Annotated in this window: 17 protein-coding genes and 2 pseudogenes; 12 read left to right on the top strand and 7 right to left on the bottom strand. The window is 70.6% G+C overall.

All coding sequences use genetic code 11. From position 1 onward, the window contains the following. The 4 genes and pseudogenes from AB1460_RS30510 to AB1460_RS30495 form a co-directional block, all read left to right on the top strand. A pseudogene (locus AB1460_RS30510) lies at positions 1-226 on the top strand (short-chain dehydrogenase); the annotation flags it as partial. 75 nt (positions 227-301) lie between these two features. Continuing rightward, complete coding sequence (locus AB1460_RS30505) at positions 302-478, top strand: hypothetical protein (protein WP_368965544.1); 177 nt, start codon at positions 302-304, stop codon at positions 476-478. Between the two features lie 277 nt (positions 479-755). After that, positions 756-998 carry a hypothetical protein gene (locus tag AB1460_RS30500; RefSeq protein ID WP_368965543.1) on the top strand — a complete coding sequence of 81 codons (243 nt, stop codon included), beginning with the start codon at positions 756-758 and terminating at the stop codon, positions 996-998. A gap of 151 nt (positions 999-1,149) precedes the next feature. Beyond that, the gene (locus AB1460_RS30495) at positions 1,150-2,415 is read left to right on the top strand and encodes a glycosyltransferase (RefSeq protein ID WP_368965542.1); all 1,266 of its coding nucleotides are present in this window, start codon (positions 1,150-1,152) and stop codon (positions 2,413-2,415) included. 529 nt (positions 2,416-2,944) lie between these two features. On the opposite strand, the gene AB1460_RS30490 is transcribed toward AB1460_RS30495, so the two are convergent. Beyond that, positions 2,945-3,799: an SAM-dependent methyltransferase gene (locus AB1460_RS30490; RefSeq protein ID WP_368965541.1), complete on the bottom strand. Its 855-nt coding sequence runs from the start codon at positions 3,797-3,799 to the stop codon at positions 2,945-2,947. A gap of 163 nt (positions 3,800-3,962) precedes the next feature. Here AB1460_RS30490 and AB1460_RS30485 point away from each other — a divergent pair, with 163 nt between their 5' ends. From AB1460_RS30485 to AB1460_RS30475, 3 genes are all read left to right on the top strand, one after another. Continuing rightward, positions 3,963-5,294: a hypothetical protein gene (locus tag AB1460_RS30485; protein ID WP_368965540.1), complete on the top strand. Its 1,332-nt coding sequence runs from the start codon at positions 3,963-3,965 to the stop codon at positions 5,292-5,294. Positions 5,295-5,525: 231 nt separating this feature from the next. After that, on the top strand, positions 5,526-6,278 hold the full coding sequence (locus AB1460_RS30480; RefSeq protein WP_368965539.1) for a HEAT repeat domain-containing protein: 753 nt from the start codon (positions 5,526-5,528) through the stop codon (positions 6,276-6,278). Further along, positions 6,272-7,309, top strand: a complete 1,038-nt coding sequence (locus AB1460_RS30475) for a HEAT repeat domain-containing protein (protein ID WP_368965538.1) — start codon at positions 6,272-6,274, stop codon at positions 7,307-7,309. The genes AB1460_RS30480 and AB1460_RS30475 overlap by 7 nt, the downstream gene beginning before the upstream one ends. 87 nt (positions 7,310-7,396) lie before the next feature. Here AB1460_RS30475 and AB1460_RS30470 read toward each other — a convergent pair whose 3' ends face one another. After that, positions 7,397-8,092, bottom strand: coding sequence for an SDR family NAD(P)-dependent oxidoreductase (locus AB1460_RS30470; RefSeq protein WP_368965537.1), 696 nt, complete (start codon positions 8,090-8,092; stop codon positions 7,397-7,399). A gap of 98 nt (positions 8,093-8,190) precedes the next feature. Between AB1460_RS30470 and AB1460_RS30465 the strand changes: the two genes are divergently transcribed. The 3 genes from AB1460_RS30465 to AB1460_RS30455 all read left to right on the top strand — a co-directional run bounded on the left by AB1460_RS30465 (position 8,191) and on the right by AB1460_RS30455 (position 11,718). Further along, a complete protein-coding gene (locus tag AB1460_RS30465) occupies positions 8,191-9,069 on the top strand; it encodes a helix-turn-helix transcriptional regulator (protein WP_368965536.1) in 879 nt (292 codons plus the stop codon). A gap of 356 nt (positions 9,070-9,425) precedes the next feature. Continuing rightward, the gene (locus AB1460_RS30460; protein ID WP_368965535.1) at positions 9,426-10,724 is read left to right on the top strand and encodes an ABC transporter substrate-binding protein; all 1,299 of its coding nucleotides are present in this window, start codon (positions 9,426-9,428) and stop codon (positions 10,722-10,724) included. Positions 10,725-10,938: 214 nt separating this feature from the next. Beyond that, positions 10,939-11,718, top strand: a complete 780-nt coding sequence (locus AB1460_RS30455; RefSeq protein WP_368965534.1) for a TetR/AcrR family transcriptional regulator C-terminal domain-containing protein — start codon at positions 10,939-10,941, stop codon at positions 11,716-11,718. Positions 11,719-11,753: 35 nt separating this feature from the next. Here the strand turns inward: AB1460_RS30455 and AB1460_RS30450 are convergent, their stop codons facing one another. The 5 genes and pseudogenes from AB1460_RS30450 to AB1460_RS30430 all read right to left on the bottom strand — a co-directional run. Further along, entirely contained in the window at positions 11,754-12,668 is a 915-nt protein-coding gene (locus tag AB1460_RS30450) for a dipeptide/oligopeptide/nickel ABC transporter ATP-binding protein (protein ID WP_368965533.1), read from the bottom strand. Positions 12,669-13,304: 636 nt separating this feature from the next. Beyond that, a complete protein-coding gene (locus AB1460_RS30445; protein ID WP_368965532.1) occupies positions 13,305-13,628 on the bottom strand; it encodes an acyl-CoA dehydrogenase family protein in 324 nt (107 codons plus the stop codon). Between the two features lie 23 nt (positions 13,629-13,651). Continuing rightward, on the bottom strand, positions 13,652-14,338 hold the full coding sequence (locus AB1460_RS30440; protein ID WP_368965531.1) for a TetR/AcrR family transcriptional regulator: 687 nt from the start codon (positions 14,336-14,338) through the stop codon (positions 13,652-13,654). 357 nt (positions 14,339-14,695) lie between these two features. Next, complete coding sequence (locus AB1460_RS30435; protein WP_368965530.1) at positions 14,696-15,370, bottom strand: AMP-binding protein; 675 nt, start codon at positions 15,368-15,370, stop codon at positions 14,696-14,698. Between the two features lie 172 nt (positions 15,371-15,542). Next, a pseudogene (locus tag AB1460_RS30430) lies at positions 15,543-15,857 on the bottom strand (AMP-binding protein); the annotation flags it as partial. Positions 15,858-16,269: 412 nt separating this feature from the next. Between AB1460_RS30430 and AB1460_RS30425 the strand changes: the two are divergent. Continuing rightward, a complete protein-coding gene (locus AB1460_RS30425; RefSeq protein WP_368965529.1) occupies positions 16,270-16,464 on the top strand; it encodes a hypothetical protein in 195 nt (64 codons plus the stop codon). A gap of 139 nt (positions 16,465-16,603) precedes the next feature. Further along, a partial coding sequence (locus tag AB1460_RS30420) for an acyl-CoA dehydrogenase family protein (protein ID WP_368965528.1) occupies positions 16,604-17,015 on the top strand: 412 nt, incomplete at its 3' end.

Raw genomic sequence — 17,015 nt, 5'->3', positions numbered from 1 at the left:
GCGGGCCCACATGGCCGCGGCAGACACGGCACCACCCGACGAAGCCGCCGAAACACTGCTCTGGCTCGCCACCTCACCCGAAGGCGGCCGCCCGGCCGGACGCTACTTTCACGACAAGGCAGAGGAACCACCCTCCGAAGCCGCGCAGGACGACGCCGCCGCCGCTCGCCTCTGGACCGAATCCGAAAGCCTCCTGGCGAGGATCGGTGCGATCCGACCGGCCTGAACCCGCACCATTCGGACAACGAAGCACTCGGCAGCGTCGCGGATGCAGGAGCGACGCGGTCGCCGATCCGACGCCATGATCGCCGCACTGACCGCTCGGGCCGTGGCGCTGGGCGACACCGCCCTGCCCGGGCCGGGTGACGCCTGGTCCGCGGAACGGGAAGGGCGGACAGCACTGCCGACCAGCCCGCTGTCCTCGCTCGTATCGGACCCCAGCCCGAGACTGGCCGAGCGGCTACCAGCACCACGGTGACAGTGAAGATCGACTCAACCGAAACGCGTCGCAGTCTCACCGGTATTCAGCTCCCGGGCGGCGAGTGACAGCCCGCTCCGTCTGATCGTCGGGGCCAGCCGTCCGGCGTGCGTCGGAATGTGACAGCGCTGTCGCCGCCGCCTGACAGGACCGGCGTCCCGTCCGCCACGGCGAGCTGCCGCGCCCGGTGGGCGCGGGCGGGCGGCAGGTGCCTTCGTCACCGCTACCGGCCGTCCGGTACGGTGCGAGCTATCGCTGATACCTGGAATGTGTGGAGATGCCCGATTCGCTGGGCCCTCTGGAGCTCGCCGTCGGTAAGCGGGCCGCCGCGGGTCTCGCCAGCCGTCAGGGCGCCCGAGAGGTCGCTCCCAGCGAGAAGACCGTCGATCACCATCCGCGTACGGTGTTCGGGAAGCTGGCGGTGACGGTGCGGGCCCAGCAGTCCGGCCGGACCGTCGCCAGCATCGGGAGCGTCACCCGGCGGGACGGCGCCGACAGAGTGCTCCTGCGATCGAATTGATCAGCTCCTTTCCTCGGTCTGACCCGAATCGGTCCGTGGTCGTCCGGCGTGCCCGGGCCCCTGGCACGCCGGGCGCCGGGCGCTCGGGGCACTCCCACGGGCGGCTCGGGCTCCTTCGTCATGGTCGGGCTTCAGGCGGAAGGTTGGCTCCGTGCGTGTCGCAGTTTTCGTGATGGGTACCCGAGGCGATGCACAACCCGCGGCGATACTCGGTGCCGAACTGGTCCGGCGCGGTCACGAGGTGGTCCTCGGCCTCCCTGAGGACCTTGCTCACTTCGGGGTCAGCATGGGGGTGGACACCGCGTCGATCGGTGTCGGTGCGCATGACTTCATGGGATCCGAGGATGTGCAGGCATGGCTGGCCTCGGGCGATCTGGGAAAACTCATGCTTGGGTTCAGCCGCTACAAGCGTCAGCAGGCGACACGTATCGCCGACGCCATGGCGGAGCTCTCCGACGGCGCCGATCTCATCGTGTCCGGTGTGACCATCGAGGACGAGGCGGCGTGCATAGCGGAATGGCGAGGGGTGCCGATGGCATCCCTGCACCACACGCCGATGCGGGCGAACGGGGCCTTCCCGTTCTTCCTCGCCAGCACCCGCCGGTTTCCGCGTGCCGTCAACCACTTCATGTATCACGCCGTCCAGTCCGCCGGATGGCGGGTCCTCGCTGCCGACGTCAACAGGCTGCGGGCACGGCTGGGCCTGCGGCCGACGCGAGTACCGACTCCTCGCCGGCTCGCGCGTGCCGGCGCGACAGAGCTGCAGGCCTACAGCCGGTTCCTGGTGCCGGAACTCGCCGCCTGGGGTCCGCATCGCCCGCTGGTCGGCTTCCTCACGCTGTCGGCCGAGCAGCGCAAGCTGCTCGGGGAGCACCAGCTCGACCCGACCGTGGACCAGTGGCTGGACGACGGTGAACCGCCCGCGTACTTCGGATTCGGAAGCATGCCGGTCCAGGATCCATCCCGGGTGCTCGATCTGATCAGCACGGTCGCCCGCAGGCTGGGGTTGCGCGCGCTGGTGAGCGCGGGCTGGTCCGACATCCCGACCGGCACCAGCGCCGACCAGCGGGTCCGTGTCGTCGGCAACCTCGACCACGATACGGTGCTGCCGCGTTGCCGCATCGCCGTTCACCATGGCGGTGCCGGTACCACGGCAGCCTCCGTCGGAGCCGGGCTGCCGACCGTCGTGTGCTCGGTCATCGGCGACCAGCCCTTCTGGGGCGCACAGCTCGAACGCCTCGGGATCGGGGCCACCCTGCGCTTCCCCGAGATGAATGAGCGGACCCTCGTCCGCGCCGCGGAACCGCTGCTGGACCGCGAACCGCGGGAACGAGCGGCCCGGCTGGCCGCCCAGCTCAGCTCGGAGGACGCGGCCGGACGTGCCGTCGGTTTCCTCGAGAAGGCGCAGCGGTCCTGACCCCGGCTGCACCAGGACATGTGATCACTCCAGCGGATCAGGAGCGATCTGGTCGACGAAAAACGGGAGCGTCCAGAACGTGCCATGGAATGATCAGATTAGCTCGTTCCGGTTTGCCGGAATCGGAGAACAGCCCCAGGGAGCCTGGACCGCGGAGGTCCCCCTGCTTTCGCCGATGTCCTGAGTTGTAGGTTCGCGCGGACAGGGCGGGCCGGTAGGACGTCTCAGGACATCGGTGTATCGCGGGGTCCGGCCGTGAGCGACACGGTGGTCATCGCCGGGGGCGGCCCGGGCGATCGCGATGCGGCTGCGGCGGCGGGGGAGTACGAGGGGCGTCGGGGGGCAGCGACTGGTCAGGACTGCCTGACGCGGAGGGGAGGGCCGCGACCTCCATGCCGCCAGCACCGGAAGCTCGATGTCCTTGGACGCCGACGAAGCGCCGCTGTCGGCGGGTCTCGGTAGGACTGTCGACACGATGGTGGCCGGATGCGGGGCTCGGAGGGGGAGCCCCGCACGGTGCTACTTCTTGTTACTTCTTCCGGGCGATCCCGCCGTACATGTGGACGTGCGCGTCATCGGTGGCGGCTGCGGCCTCGTCGGGGTGCCAGTGGTTGACGAGGACCACGCCGGGATCGAGGAGTTCAAGGCCGGCGAACAAGCCCTCTGCCCGGGCCTTGTCCCGTGCTATCAGTGGTATGCCGCTGGCGTTGTACGCACCCACTCCGACGGCGACCTCGTCCGGTGCGCTGTCCGCCGTGCAGGTGGACAGCGCGAGAACGCTGCCCGACGCCAATGGCGCCATGATCTGCTCGATGAGGGCGCGGACAACGTCGTCATCGACGATGAAGTGCACGACCGCGATGATGCTGACCGCCACCGGCCGGGTCAGGTCAAGCGTCTTCCGCAGCTCCGGGGAGCGCAGGATCGCCTCCGGGTCGGAGAAGTCCGCGTCGAGGTAGGACGTCCGTCCTTCCTCGGTGCTGGTGAGCAGGGCTCGGGCGTGTACCAGCACGATGGGATCGTTGTCGACGTAGAGGACCCGCGACGCCGGCGCTACCTCCTGGACGACGTCGTGCAGGTTGGGAGCCGTCGGCAGACCAGTGCCGATGTCCAGGAACTGACGGAAACCGTGTTCCGTAGCCAGGACGCGGGCCACCCTCGCCATGAAGTTGCGGTTGGACCGCATGGACACAGGGAGATGCGGCCAGCTCTTGACGATACCTTCGGCAGCGGCGCGGTCTGCGGCAAAATTGTCCTTGCCGCCCAGGATGTAGTCGTACACCCGAGCCGAGTGCGGAACATCGGTCTTCAGATCGATGCCCCCGGGCGCCCAGTCCGGCGCTACTGCACTGTAGCCCCGCGTAGCGTCGCCGCTGTCAGTCACGGTCCCCCTGCCTCCGATCCCACACAAAGACCACTCTGGTCTGGTCAAACTCTCCCATAAACGGAAACCGGGAGGGTAACCGACTCTTCTTCGTGGGGACGTCGATGCCCTGACCACCAGCCCTTGTCTGCGGGGCCAGGATCGAGGCGGTCATACTGGGGCGATGCTCGCGATCCTGGCCGGCAAGCTCGATCCCTCCGCTGGGACAGCGTCAGACCGTTCCGAGGACGCGCTGACCGACGCGGTGTTCGGTGCGATCCGCTATCTGCCCTGTCGGCGGGTGCTCGGGGCGGTGCTTGCTGCCGTCGACGTGCAGGTCGATCCGGAGGTGTTGGACCGTGCCCGGGTTGACCTGTGGCCGAGTTACCAGGTGCCCCAGCTACCAGGGATGCGGGTCGAACCGGACGTGGTGGTGACCGCCGGGACGACGGTGGTCGTGTTCGAGGCGAAGTACACTTCTCCGTTCTCGCTCTACCCCGCCGATGAGCCAGCCGGCGGGGAGCCGCTGCACCAGCTCGCCGCCCAGTTCGCCGCGCTGCGCGCGGTCACCGCGGCTCGCGGCTGGCCGGATCCGGTGGTCGTGGCCGTGACCGTCGGAGCTGTCCCACCCACAGCGGACCTGGAGCTGGCCGCACGGTCCGTCCGCCAGCTGGTGCCGGACGGCGGTGCGGGGCGGTTCCGCTGGCTGCCCTGGCACCAGATCGCCACCTGCCTCGACACCGCCGACGGGCTGGCTCCGCACGAGCGGCGCCTGGCTGACGATGCCCTGAGGTTCATGGAAAGCCGGGAGGTACGCGAGGTGTTCCACCGTCTGGACCTGGCCGCCTTTGACCAGGTGGCGGCGGCACAGCGGACCGCGATCGGACAGCTCTATCCTCAGCTGCGGCTGTTCTTCGACAGCTTCACCGCCGCGTTGCAGACCGAAAGGGTCGACTACTCGACCCCGGGGTGGAAGGGCATGCAGTTCGCCGGGGTCAGCACCTCGGTCAGTCGACCAGCCGAATGGGCACGAGCCGCGGTCGGGGTCGCCTACTGGCCCGGTTACTGGCCGAAGCGGCTGGGGACCTCGTCGAAGACGCCGTCAGTTCTGGCGTTCTTCGACTTCTACGACCCGGCGTTCGAGATCAGCCTGACCATCCCCTCGCCGAACGTCGCGGTGGCGATGGAGCGCTGGCAGCCGCACGCCGCCGCCCTCGCCCACGAGCTGGCGGCCCTCCGCGACTACGACATCGTCGTCGACAACCACGACCCCACCGGACCACGCGTCCAGGTCGAGGCCGGCGACCTCCATGCTGCCTGGCTCATCGATGCCTTCGGCCGACTCGCCGGCAGCAGCCGCCTACGCCTCCGGCGCCGGACAGAGCTGGACGCCCTGACCGTGCAGACCGCCCGAGACCTGTTCCTCGACCTGTGCGCAGCAGCCGAGAAATGCCCCACCCTCTGGACCATGACGAGCGCCAGCGGCCAGACCGAAGGCCTCCTTCCCACCGGCTGACTCCTACGAGCGGGCGGGCGGAAACCCGCCGACGTGTCTGATCCTCCACGCCACCGGGTCGGCGCATTCACTTCGAGGCCGCCCGGGAGAACAGCCGGATCGAAGCCGACCACGGCCGGTCTGCCGTCCCATGGATATGTTGCTTCCATGTCAGCGGCCGACAGCATGCGGTGACGTCCTCGGCGACGGCGATTGGGCTTTACCTTGGCACGGTGTCAAGGTGTCCACTGGGTGCAGGAGGTGGTTTCGATCAACACGACAGACGGAACCTCGCAGAGCATCCGTATGGCCGACGCTCTGGGCGCCAGGAACTCGTCGGTCCGGCTGCAGGCGGCTCTGGCGGCCGGCTCGAACCCCGACCCCGGCCTCCTGGAGACGCTCGTCGAGCGGTGCGCGGTCGAGCCGGACTTCTTTGTGCGGGACATGCTGTCCTGGGCGCTGACCCGCCTCTCGCCGGAGATCACCCTGCCCCGGATCCGCCAGGAACTCCACTCCGAGCGTGCCGCGGCCCGCGGCCAGGCCCTGCACACGCTCTCCAAGATCGGCGAGAGGAGCGCGTGGGCCTGGATCACGCGTGACCTGCTGCACGACACTGACGACGAGGTCGCGCGGACCGCGTGGCGCGTCGCGGTCGCTCTCGTACCCGAGAACGAGAAGAAGGACCTGGCCGACGAACTGGTCACGCAGCTCGGCCGCGGCGACCGCAATGTGCGGCTGAGCCTGAGCCGGGCCCTCGCGGACCTCGGCGACGTGATCGAGCCCGCGCTGGCGAGGGCTGCGGCGAACCCCGACCCGGCCGTGGCCGCGCACACCCGGGCCACCGAGCTGCTCCTGCGGAATCCGGAGATCGGTTTCGACGGGGCCATCGACGAGGCGAAGCGAGTCGTCGCGCTCGGCCCGGAACACGCCGCCGCCGTCGCCGCGACCGCGGTGACGACGACCAGGTCGACAGCCGCGGGGACTTCGGAGACCGCGGCTTGCTGATCGGCGAGGTGGCGCGCCGTTCGGGGGTGAGCGCCCGAATGCTTCGGCACTACGATGCCCTCGGGCTGGTGCGACCGAGCGGTCGTACCGTCGGCGGCTACCGCGAGTACTCCGCCGAGGACATCCGCAGGATCTTCCACGTGGAGAGCCTGCGGTCCCTCGGCCTCTCGCTCAGGCAGATCGGGCGCGCGCTGGAGGACCCGGCCTTCGCGCCGTCCGCCCTGGTCAGTGACCTTGTTCGGTGGACGGAAGATCGCCTGGAGCGGGACCAGGAGCTGCTCAGACGGCTCCGCGCGATCGATGCATCGGCGCCCACCGGCTGGCAGGACGTCCTGCGCGTCGTCGAACTCATGCAGGGGCTCAGCTCGACCAGCGCCACGCGCAGACAGCAGGCCGTCCTGACCCGCCCGGAAGGGGCGTCGGTTCCCGCCGAACTGCTGGCCGGAGCGGTCCTGGCCGAATCCGACCCCAATGTCGCGGGCGCCCTGCGCTGGGCGCTCGCCCGGTCGGGCAGCGACGCCCTGGCGACGCTGGCCGCCGGTGTGCACTCGGAGGACGTCGACCTCCGGCGGCGCGCGGTGCTGGCCATCGCCGAGTTGCCCGAGTCCCCGGGTGCGGCCGCGGTGCTCGCGGACGCGCTCGGTGATCCGGACAGGACGGTACGCGGGCACGCCGCTCTGGCGTTGGGCAGACGTGGTGTGACCGCGGCCGTGCCGACACTCGTCGGCATGGTGGTCGAGGGCTCCCACGACGTCGACGCGGCGGAGATCCTGGGAACGCTGTCCCGGGATGTCGAGTGCGCGGACCGGATCATCGCCGCACTGGTCGACGAACTCACCGCGCACGCCGCCGACTCCGGGGTGCGGATACGCCTGGCCCAGGCGCTGGTCGAACTGAGGGGAACCACCGTGCGGGAGGTTCTGCGCCAGCTGGCCCACGACAACGACCCTGCTGTCGCCCTCGTCGCCGCGGCCTTCGTCGGAGTTCTCGAAGAGCGGTCCGCCAAGGGCGGAGGCGACGAGGATTCCTGAGGACGCGCAGGTGCCTCGACCCGGACCACCCCCGTCGAGATCCCCGACATCAACGCCCTGCGGCCCGATGTCCTCCGCCCGGCCTCGTCACCACGGCACGTCTCCGTGGCGATCGGCGAAGGTGTTGGTCGGGCCGTCGGGGCCGACCTGGGCCAGGGCGACGATCGCGTCGGTTCCCTCGGTGACCGTCTGCGGGCCGCTGTGGCCGTTCAGGTCGGTGGCGGTGTAACCGGGGTCGACGGCGTTGATGCGGAAGCCGGGCAGCGTCCTCGCGTACTGGCTGGTCAGCATCGTCACCGCGGCCTTCGACGACGGATAGGCCAGGGCGGTGAACGAGCCCTCGACCCGATCGGGGTTGTTGGTCACCGCCAGCGAGCCCAGCCCGCTCGAGACGTTGACGATGACGGGGTTCGCCGACTTCTCGAGCAACGGCAGGAAGGCCTGCGTGACGCGCACGAGGCCGAACACATTGGTCTCATAGACCTCGGCGAGGTCGTCGGCCGACGTCTCGGGCACGCTTCTGGTGGCGCCCGCGACACCGGCGTTGTTGATGAGGACGTCGAGCCCGGTGCCCGCGTCGTGGACGGTCCGTACGGCGGCGGCGACGCTGGCATCGTCGGTCACGTCGAGCTGCACGAAACGGCCCCCGATCTCCTCTGCGGCGGTCCGGCCGAGCTCGGGGTCGCGGGCAGCCATCCAGACGTCGTGGCCCTCGGCGACAAGGCGCCTCGCGGCCTCGCGGCCCAGTCCCTTGTTGGCTCCGGTGATCAGCATCGTGGTCATACCCCGATCGTGGACCGTCGGCCGGCGGCTGAGGAGAGGACTCTCAGGGCTACCATCGCCGCTTCGGCTGCGCGCGCACTGACGCGCACACTGAGGGGATGGACGAGCTCGGAAGCTGCCTGCGCACCTGGCGGGACAGGCTGGATCCCGCGGCGGCGGGCCTGCCCACGGGCGGCCATCGCCGGGCGCCGGGCCTGCGCCGCGAGGAGGCCGCGCGCCTGGCCGGAGTGTCGGTCGACTACCTGGCCCGGCTCGAGCAGGGGCGAGCGACCACGCCGTCGCCGTCGGTGCTCGCCGCGCTCGCCCGCACGCTGCGGCTGACCGAGTCCGAACGCGACTACCTGTTTCGCCTCGCTGACCAGGCTCCGCCGACGCCCGGGCAGATCGAGCGCCACCTCACGCCCGGGGTGCGGCGGGTCCTCGACCGCATGCCGGACGCCGCGGTTCTCGTGACCGACGCGGCCTGGCAGCTGATCGACTCCAACGAGCTGGCGGTCGCGCTGCTGGGCGACCTGCGCGGTCTGCCCCATCGCGAGCGCAATCTCGCCTGGCGGGCGTTCGCCGGTCTGGAGTCGCGCGTCGACCAGGACGCGGCAGCACGGGCGCGTGAGCACGAGGAGATCGCCGCCGAGCTGCGCGAGGCCTTCGGCAGGCATCCGCACGACGCCGCGCTGCGGCGTCTCATCGACGACCTGCACGGTCTGAGCGCCGAGTTCGGCGCGCTGTGGGCGTCACAGCCCCCGCGGCCGTGCACCGCGGGGAGCCGGACCGTCGTGCACCCGCAGGTCGGGCCGATCACCCTCGACTGCGACGTGCTCGCCGTCCGCGGCAGCGACGTGCGCATCATGGTCCTCTCGGCAGGTCCCGACTCGGCCGCGGCGGAGGCCCTCCGCCTCGTTCAGACGATCGGCCTCCAGGACCTCGCCTCCCCGGACCCGACGTCATCGGCGGGCGAACTGCAGCCGAGTTCGTCGTAGCGACGTAGGTCCACACGACGGCCCTGTACCGGTGATCGTGCGCGGAAGGCGGCGCGTTGGCGTCAGGCGTCCAGGCACGTGAACACCTCCGCGCGAGATCGTCGAGGCTGAGGGCACCCATGCGGTCGCATGGGTGATGATGTCCCGTCAGTGCGTCACAGTATACTCAAACTCGACATCGAGTTTGGAAAACGTGGCGGAGTTCCTCCGACGCGGGGTGGTCGTCCGTACGACGGTGGCACCAGCCGAGGCTCCGACACGGCGGAACGGCGCGCTCCTCGGGGCGACGGCCAGCCGGCGTGGCCCGCCGTGGCGAAGAGTTCTGCGGGCAGACGAACGGTGAGATAGGGAGAGATATGGACGACACGGTAGTCCTGGACGGCCGTTCTGCGGCGAGGCGACACCGTCGGCGTTCGGCGAGCATGCTCTTAGTGGGGTCCCTGACGCTGCTCGTATCCGCCGCGGCGTGCGGTTCGGACGACGACGGGAGTGAGCCCGGCCCGGTGGACTCGTCCGCGGCCGCCAGCGCGCTCGGCCCGGTCAGGGCGGCGGCGGGAGAGCCCGTCAAGATCGGTATCGTCTCCGACGGCAGGTCCGCTGCGATCGACAACTCGGTCCAGTTCGATGTGGCGGAGGCGACCGCGAAGTACCTGAACGAGCATCGCGGGGGGATCGGCGGGCGACCCGTCGAGCTGGTGACGTGTGAGACGCAGGCAGACCCGGCGAAGGCCACCGACTGCGGCAACCAGATGATCGAGAACGATGTCGTCGCGGTCGCGGTCGGCGAGTCCGGGGTCGGGGACAGCGTCTGGGAGCCCCTGGCCGCCGCCGATGTGCCGGTGATGCTGTACGGCGCGACCAACCCGACCGTCCTCTCCGACCCGACCACCTTCACGGTGAGCGACCCGAACTTCGGGATCCAGCAGCTGCCGATCGCCATCGCGAAGGCGGAGAAACTCAGCAAGGTGACATCGGTGGTGATCGACGTGCCCGCGCTGCTCCACAACGTGGAGGAGGTCGCGCCGAGGCTGATGGAGGAGGCCGGGCTCGACTACCAGCTCGTCCGGGTCCCGCCCGGCACGGCCGACATGACGCCGCAGCTGCAGGGCGTGGTGGGCGACGAGCCGAGCATGGCGTTCGTCGTCGGCAACGACTCCTTCTGCATCAGCGCGTTCAACGGCCTGAAGGCCGTCGGCTACGACGGCCCCATCAGCGCGATCTCGCAGTGCATCACCGACGCGACCCGTGATGCGGTGCCGGGCGACGTGCTGGACGGCATGACCGTCGCCGCCTCGATGCCGACCGGCGGGGACGATCCGTCCACCGTCCTGTACAACGCCGTGCTCGAGACCTACGGCAAGGACATCGACGCCAGCTCGTCCACCGGTCGGGGCATGTTCGTGACCTTCGCGGGTCTCGCGGTGGCGCTCGAGGGGATCACGGGCGACGTGACCCCGGCGACGGCCGCCACCGCCATCAGCTCGATGCCGGAGAAGGAGCTGCCGGGCGCGGGGGGCCTGCGATTCCGCTGCAACGGCAAGGCCTTCCCCGAGACGCCCGCGGTCTGCGTGCGAGGCGGGCTGACGACGGTCCTCGACAACGAGGGTCAGTCCACCGCCTTCAAGGTGGTCGCGAGCTCGCCCATCCCGGACTGACCGAGCCGCGGAGCACACGGGCGTCCGCGCCCGATGGCGCGCCTGTATGGCTGGGCCCGGCTGCCCGGCTGCCCGGCTGCCCGGCTGCCGGTCGGGCCCGTGCAGCCGGGCCCTGACGGCCCGACCGGCAGCCGGCGACCTGGCCGGTGCCTGCCCCCCGCGGGAAGTGCGCACTGCGCCGGCTCAGGCGCCCCGGAACCTGTAGAAGGTGGTAGTGGACAGCACCCACCCCGCGGCGCGGGGCGTCGGCCGGACGCCTGGACACGAGCCGCCCCGCCGCCGCCCCGGCCGGCCGCCGCGCCTGAGCCGGCAGATGGTCATCGACGCCGCGATCGCCCTCGATCCCGGCACCCTGACGCTCCAGGCGGTCGCCGACCGCCTCGGAGCGGACCGCAAGGCGGTCAGCTACTACGTGTCCGGCCGGGAGGAGCTCCTCGAGCTCGTCACCGCGCAGGCTCTGGCGGCGGAGCTGGAGCACCTGCGCATCCCCGAGGGCAGCTGGCAGGAGGCCGTCCGCGTCTACGCGCGCGGTGTGCGTCGGGTGCTGCTGCGCGAGGCCTCGCTGTCGCTCCTGATCGACAGGCTTCCCGGAGCGGGCGTCCTGGTCCCGGCCGACGCGCTGCTCGCCAGGCTCCTCGACGCAGGCTTCGACGAGGACCGGGCCAGCCACGCCCTCACCCTCATCACCCGGGTGGTGTTCAGCAACGCCAAGGACATCCTCTTCGCCGCGCGCTTCGCCCGGCACCCGACGGTCACCGAGGTTCAGCGCATTCTCGCCGAGCTTCCCGCCGACCGGCTTCCGCACCTGCGGCGGGTCTCCGCCCGGCAGTGGTCCCTGGACGGCACCAGGCCCCCGGGCGACACACCGTCTCCGGGGGACGCCCAGGAGTCGACCTTCGAGCTCGAGCTCGAGTTCATCGTGGCCGGCCTGGAACGCCTGCGAGCCAGAAGCACGGGCGCGGAGAGCTCCGCAGCCCGCCGTCCGGCGAACTGAGCGCGGGGCCCGGACGCGGGGCCCGGACGCGGGTGTCAGCTCCAGCGGGGGCGACAGGCCGGGCGGCCTCCTCGCCGCGGGCCTGACCGCGGTGTGGTGGGCCGGTCAGGCCCGCGCCGGCGGGCCTGGGCGCAGCACCGGTCCTGCCCCCGAGGTCCGGGACGGCATCCCCGTGGCGTCGGTTCCGGAACGGAACCGGTCGGGAACCGCCGTGGTGGGAACCCGAGCCACGGGCCGGGACCCCTGTCGCCCTCGATCTGCTCCACGACCTCTCCGCGCTCCATCACGGCGATGCGATGCGACGCCTGCCGTACCAGCGCGAGGTCATGGGAGATGAACACGTAGGCGACGCCGGTGGTGTTCTGGAGCTCCAGGAGCAGGCCGAGAACCGCCGCCTGGGAGGACGGGTCGAGAGTCGCGACCGGTTCGTCGCAGATGATCAGCTCCGGTGAGAGGGCCATGGCGCGGGCGACGGCGAGGCGCTGCCGCTGGCCACCTGTGAACTCGCGCGGCAGCCTCCGGCCAGCACCGGCCGGGAGACCGACCTGCTCCAACAGCTCGCGCACCCGCCTGGCAGCCGCGGCGGCCGGGACCCGCTGTGCGCGCAGCGGCTCGGCGAGCGCCGCCTCGACCGTCAGCGTCGGATCCAGCGACCTGTCGGGGTCGCGAAGAACAACCTGGATCTTGTCCGCGAGGCGGCGCCGCCCGCCCCGGGAGAGCCGGACGATGTCCTGCCCCTTGAGCCGGATGGAACCTGAAGCCACCGGTGCGAGCCCCAGCACCGCGCGGCGCAGCGTGGTCTTGCCGGAGCCGGACTCGCCCACGATGCCCAAGCACTCGCCGGGACGGACGTCGATCGAGACGCCCCGTAGTGCTCGGACCGGGGATCTGTGAAAACCTCTGGCCGGATAGTCGACCACGAGGTCCTCGACATCGAGCAGCGTGCTCACATCTCGGCCTTTCGGAGGCGTGGATCCTACGGCGTGCCAGGTTTCTCTCGCCTGCGGCACCAGCGGGCAGACGGCGGTCTCTCTAGTTTTTCCCTGCCGGGAGAAATTAAGATATGAGCAGGCGTAGGTCAAGGGGTCTGTCGGTACCCGAGTGGCCGGGCCGGGAGGCTGATCGGCGCGGATGCATCGCGCACTCGTCCCCCTGTGCCAGGAGTGGCTCGACGGGTCGTGGTATGCGCAGGTGGACCACCGGCCGTACGCCGGACGCGCTGTTCCAGTCCGGATGCTGCCGCGACCTTCGCGTCGTGTCGCTTACCTGTTGTGATCATCTGGAGTGTCGGCGAGGGCGGAAGCTTTGTCCGCGGCAGTGGTCAGCGAGTCCGGGCCAGCATCACGCCCTTGGCAAAGGCAATCCGCCGTCGCACCAGTGCCTACCGCTGCCGGTGGTGACAGGAGCGCACGGTGGGGGAGACTGCTCCCCCTCGTCCGGCAGGGTGTTGGTGGCAGCACGTCCTTCGGCGCCGAGAAGGTTGGCGAGCCTGTCTGACAACGCAGACCGCATCCATCGCACGATCTCAGGCTGACGATGCCGCGGATGATTTCTGAAGCGCCGCCGGAGACAGTCAGGGCACGACCTCAGAGATAGTTGTGGTACCAGCGGTCGGCGACCTCGAGGCCGCTGTCGTCGACGGACGTCGACGAGCAGAGCAGCTGCATCGCGAGTTCGGTGAGAGCGACGTTCGTCTCCGGGTAGGCGAGCTTCGCGACGGGACCGTCGCTCGGAAGCTCGCGATCGACCAGAATCCGGTCGACGGTGTCGCGCACGATGAGCTTGACCTCCGCCACCCGCGCCAGGGCCGTCGCCAGCTGCGCCTGGACATCCTCGTGCCCGAGGGCTGTTGTGCCGTCGGGCAGGCGAGCGGCGGCCGCGAGGGAGACCAGGTCGAAGCATCCGCTCACCGGATGCTCCTGCCGGTCGAGGGTCAGAGCTCCGGGCGAATTCCCAGCGCGTTCGTCCAGAGGATGGTGAGCTGCTGCACCGCGGTGTCGAGATCGAAGTTCGAACTGTTCTCGGTGTTGAACAGAAGGTCGGCGAAGTAGGCGACCATGCCGCCGAGCGCCTGCGCGGCGTACGCGGCATCGACGTTGCGGTCGGCGAGATCGGCGTCCTGGAGTATCCGTACGCGCCGCTCGATGGCGTGAGCGAAGACCTCGTGGCGTTGCAGGCGAATCGCGAGAACGTCGTTGTCGAAGGTGGCGACCTGCTGAATAACCTGCATAATCTTCGCGTTTGCGGCATACGTCTCGAGATAGTGCCGGTTGGCCGCGCGGATGCGTTCGACCGGATCGGTGACGGAGCCGGTCGGTTCGGGAGTGAGAAGATCAAGCTCGACCGAGTCGACGACCTCCCGGAAGATCTCTTCCTTGGAGACGAAGTACGTGTAGAACGACCCGTGGGAGAACCCCGCCAGATCGCAGATGTCGGCCACCCTGGCGTGGAGGAAGCCGTCACGCTCGAACACGATGCGGGCCGCATCGACGAGCTGGCTCCGGCTCTGCCGACCCCGGCGGGTACGCCCGGTACCACGACGCTTGCCAATTTCGACCTCGTCGCGGCGCGCGCGGGGGGCGTTGGGAAGCGCGGTCCCCTGGTGGGTACGTTCAGGCACGGTGGGTCCTCTCGGCGCGTGTCAACCGGCTCTGCTGGCTCGCGCCGGAACCCGGCGAGCGGTGACGGGTCCGGTGGGCGCTGCTGCCACCTCGTGGCGACGCAGCCAGGCCCAGGTCCCGCCGCTCCTGCTCCAGCTGTGCGGGTCGGACGGCAAGTCCGACACGCCTGCGCTCCCGGGCCACGCTCGCTCCACCTCTCACGTTGTCCGTGTCATGGTGCACCAACATTTAGCTCGACGTCGACCTTGACATCGAGGTTCCCGGTGTGACGATGTCGCGGATGTGATGCCCGCCATGGGTGAGGGCCGCGCGGGCAGATGCCACCTGGTGCGCAGGCCCGGCCGCCGGAGGCCGGTTCACGAGCCAGACGTGATGTGCACCGGTTGGGCCGCGGGGCTGGCGGCCCAACCGGCGGCTGTGCTGGTCAGCGATCCCGCAGCCGCGGCGCCAGACCGCTGTCCTTCGCGGGTGGTTCCAGGACGAGCCGGATCGGCAGCCCGTCGTCCGCCGGGTCGAGGTATCCCAGGAACACGCTGGGCCCGCGCAGGAGACCCTTCCCGTGGGTGAGCGGCGGAGCCGGTACGCACCTCGCCGCCAGGCATGAGCGCGCCGTCGTCGGACAACCGCCGCTCACGGCCGTCGGACGGCAGGCTCCCCGAGAACAGCGGGGCCTCCGAGGAACCGTACACCCGGGTGATCTTGACCCCGAACGCGTCCGTGGCCAGCTCGAGCAGGGGGCGCGGCAGCATCGCCCCGCCGAGTGCGAGCGTCCGCAGGCGCAGGCCGGTACCCGGCGCGGCGGATGCCGCGGCGGCCAGCAGCCGCTCGGCGATGACCGGCGCGCCACCCAACAGCGTCGCGCCCGCCCTGTTCATCCGGCGCAGTGTCTGGTCGGGCTGGAAGTGGTCCTCCAGCACGGGCGTGCCGTGCTGATCTGCCGCGAGCTGGATCTGCGTCAGGCCGGTGATGCTGGTGAGCGGGCTGACGAGGAAGACCACCGTGCTCTCGTCGGCCGAGGTTACCCGCGCCATGTTGGCGGCGCCCGCGGCCAGCGTGTTGAGGGAACGGCAGGGTCCCGGCTGCGCCCAGCGCCTCGTCGAGACGGCTGCCTTCCGCGACGGGGACGATCACCCGGGCCTGATCGGGAAGCGCGTCGAGGGCGAACCGGACGTCCGCGGTCCCGCAGCGTCGGTCCAGCACCAGCACTGTCACACCGAGGCGCAGCAGGGCGTTGTAGGCGATCGCTCCATGGCGGGTGCTGCCGCTGATGAGGAGGACGCCGTCGCCCGCCCGCACACCCCGCGCGGCCAGGGTGGCCACCCCGGTGGTCACGGCGCTGGCCAGCTCCGCGTAGGTGAGCTGACGGTCGTTGTCCACGAGGGCGAGCGCGCCCGGCCGTCGCGCGGCTGCCGCCTCGACTCCGTCCGCCAGACCCCGGTTGTCCCAGCGGCGGTCCGCTCGGTAGCGCGCCACCCGTTCCGGACTCGCGTGCGGGAGGAACGGCCGCCTGGCGATCATGGTGCGCTCGGCCTGGGACTGCTCGGTGTCGATCCTGTCGGGCACGGTCAGGCCGGTCCAGATCGCCGCCGGCCGAGAAGGCGTCACCCGCCCCGTCGCCTCGTACGAGAAGCGGGTCGCGGTGACGTCCGAGCTGATGGGCCTCCTGTCCAGCGAGGGATGGGCGAGCCACCTTCGCAGGGTTCCGGCGCAGCTTCCTGCACCGCCAGGTACTCGACACGATCGCGCACGGCTCGCCGGTCGGCGACTCCCTGCTCGGGGACGTTCTGCTCGACCTGGCCGCGGTCCGCGCCGCCAGCCACGAAGCGCTGCGGGCCCACGCGGCCGGCACCACGCTGGGCCCCCGGGCCGCGTTCGTGAGCCCGCGCGTGCCCGTGGCCGGTTCCTCGGCCGTCTCGCCCTGGCCCTGGAGATGCTGGGAGCGGCCGAGGGTGCGGGCGCTGCAGGTGCTGGGCGCCAGGATCCGCGGGACCCACACCGACCCGGCCGTGCGCACCGGCGTGTTGCTGCCGAGCTGGCCAGCTACTTCGGCGAGCTGAAGAACCTCACCGAGGAGGAGCAGGCCCTGATCATGGGCGGGAACCTGGCCAGGCTGATCGCGGTCTGACCTGGCGGGCAAATCTCGATATCGATCTCGATATCAACTATCGTCCCGGCGGGGCGCCCGGGCAGGTCCCGGTCGCGGCGCCGGCAGGCCCGCGGCGGGTACACGGCGGGCGGGTAGCGGGCGAGGAAGGATCGCGAACATGCGGGAGAGCGAGTTCGCCGAGGTGCTCGCGGCTGTCCGTGCATTCGTGCGGGAGCGGGTCGTCCCCGCCGAGGCGGCGATCGAGGAGAACGACGCCATCCCGGAGTGCCTGCGCGCTGAGGCCGCGCGGAGGGGGCTGTTCGGTTTCGCCCTTCCGGAGCAGTACGGCGACCTGGGCCTGTCGATGAGCGAGGAGGTCCGCCTCGTCGGCGAGCTCGGCTACACGACGCCGTCGTTCCGGTCGATGTTCGGGACCAACAACGGCATCGCCGGGCATGTCCTCGAGCAATGGTTGAGACCTGTGGATCGGCTGGGAGGGCGTACCTTCCCGGTGATCGAGGTTGAGGTCTCAGTCAGGCCGACGTTGGCGCGTCGGTCGGGAAGGCACGCCCGTGCTCACGGTAGTACCT

Origin of the sequence: Parafrankia sp. FMc2 (assembly GCF_041008525.1) — a bacterium.
Taxonomy (GTDB): domain Bacteria; phylum Actinomycetota; class Actinomycetes; order Frankiales; family Frankiaceae; genus Parafrankia.
This window is presented reverse-complemented; position numbering and strand designations above follow the sequence as displayed.